We start from the raw sequence: 1,582 nt of genomic DNA, 5'->3' as shown, positions 1-1,582 counted from the left end.
CTTCTATACCTCAAAGTAAACTTTTAATATCGTAAAACTTTCCATTTTCCAACTCATCCACTTCGAGTAGCTCCAATAGTTTTTCCGCAACGAATTCTGGGCTTCTTAGAGTGCCTTTTTCTTTATAGTCATGAAATTTTTCCCTGTCGGAAAAGTCCTGTTCATTAGCTGAACGAATTGTTTCTTGCATCCCTGTGTCCATTACACCTGGTGAAAAAGATATGAGAGTCATAGGGAAAGGCACCTTATCCTGTTCCAATCCTGCAACACGGGTGAACATTTCAAGTCCCGCCTTTGTACTACAGTAGGCAGCCCAGCCATGATAGGGATTTTTCGCTGCTCCTGAAGAAATGTTAACCATAACCTTCTTTCGGTCCCAATGCTTTGTTCGCTTAACGAATGCATCTGCTAATACTACTGGTGCCATAAAATTTACTCGCATGCTGGTTTCCAAACTTTCCTGTCCCAGATTTCCTACCGGCTTGATTGGTTCAATTACACCAGCATTATTAACAAAGTAAATCTCGCTTTTTTCATCGACCTCTTCAAGAATCTTATTGACTAACGAAGTAAGCTGCTCAATTTCATTTAAATCAACGGAAATAAAAGTAAGTTTTGTTCCGAATTGAGCAGCTATTTCCACCATTTCAGGATGAGATGTACGGGATAATAAAATACAATGGTCACTCTTCTTCAAGCATTGCTCAGCAATAGCTGCACCTAATCCTCTCGAAGCTCCTGTGATTATAAAAGTCTTCACCACAAATCCTCCCTTTCATTGATTATTATTTATTGTACCAAAAGAAGCAGCCTGTATAGTGTTTGGCTGCTCCGTATAAAAATTATAAAATGGGTGATAACAGCCTTGCTATGGACTCTTTAAAACGAATCCACTTTGAACGTTTTTCAAACTCTTCAATTGTTAGTTGTCTACAAACTTCTACATCATTATAAAAATTTTTCGTCAGCGTTTCGGCCATTCCTTCATCATAAATAAAGGCATTGACTTCAAAATTCAATTTAAAACTCCGGACATCAATGTTAGCAGTACCGACCGAAGAGACCTCTTCGTCCACAACAATCATTTTCGCATGTATAAAACCTTTATCATAGATGTATACCTTAGCTCCCGCTCTTAATAACTGCCCTGCATTAAAGGTTGTTGCCCAATAAACGAAAAGATGATCAGGTTTATTAGGAATCATGATTTTCACATCCAGCCCTGACAAGCTGGCAATCCGGAGTGCATCCAATAAACTAGCATCCGGTATAAAGTAAGGTGTTTGAATCAGAATCGATTTCTTTGCTGAAGAAATTAATTTAATATAGCCATTTTTTATTTGTTCCCATTCAGAATCAGGACCACTTGTCACAATTTGCAAATCAATATTACCCTGAGGCTTCAAATTAGGAAAATAATGTGGCTGATAAATAATATCATGATTTTTTGATGCCTGATTCCAATCAAGAATAAAACGAGTTTGAATGGCTTTGACCGCAGATCCCTTTATTCTAAGGTGTGTATCACGCCAATAACCGAACTTTGGATTAAGCCCCAAATATTCATCTCCGACATTAAAGC

General features: G+C 37.9%; 2 protein-coding genes. Both read right to left on the bottom strand.

Going from position 1 to position 1,582, the window contains the following annotated elements; genetic code table 11:
* Nucleotides 1–10 precede the first annotated feature (10 nt).
* Nucleotides 11–760, bottom strand: a complete 750-nt coding sequence (locus AC1DUW_RS28215; protein ID WP_477644103.1) for a (S)-benzoin forming benzil reductase — start codon at nucleotides 758–760, stop codon at nucleotides 11–13.
* Between the two features lie 82 nt (nucleotides 761–842).
* Nucleotides 843–1,582, bottom strand: a 740-nt coding sequence (gene cls / locus AC1DUW_RS28210) for a cardiolipin synthase (RefSeq protein WP_477644102.1), incomplete at its 5' end; no start/stop codon positions are given.

The sequence above is a fragment of the Peribacillus sp. P4_C12 genome, assembly GCF_056402095.1.
Note: the sequence above shows the minus strand (reverse complement) of the source record. Positions and strands in the feature narration are given on the sequence as shown.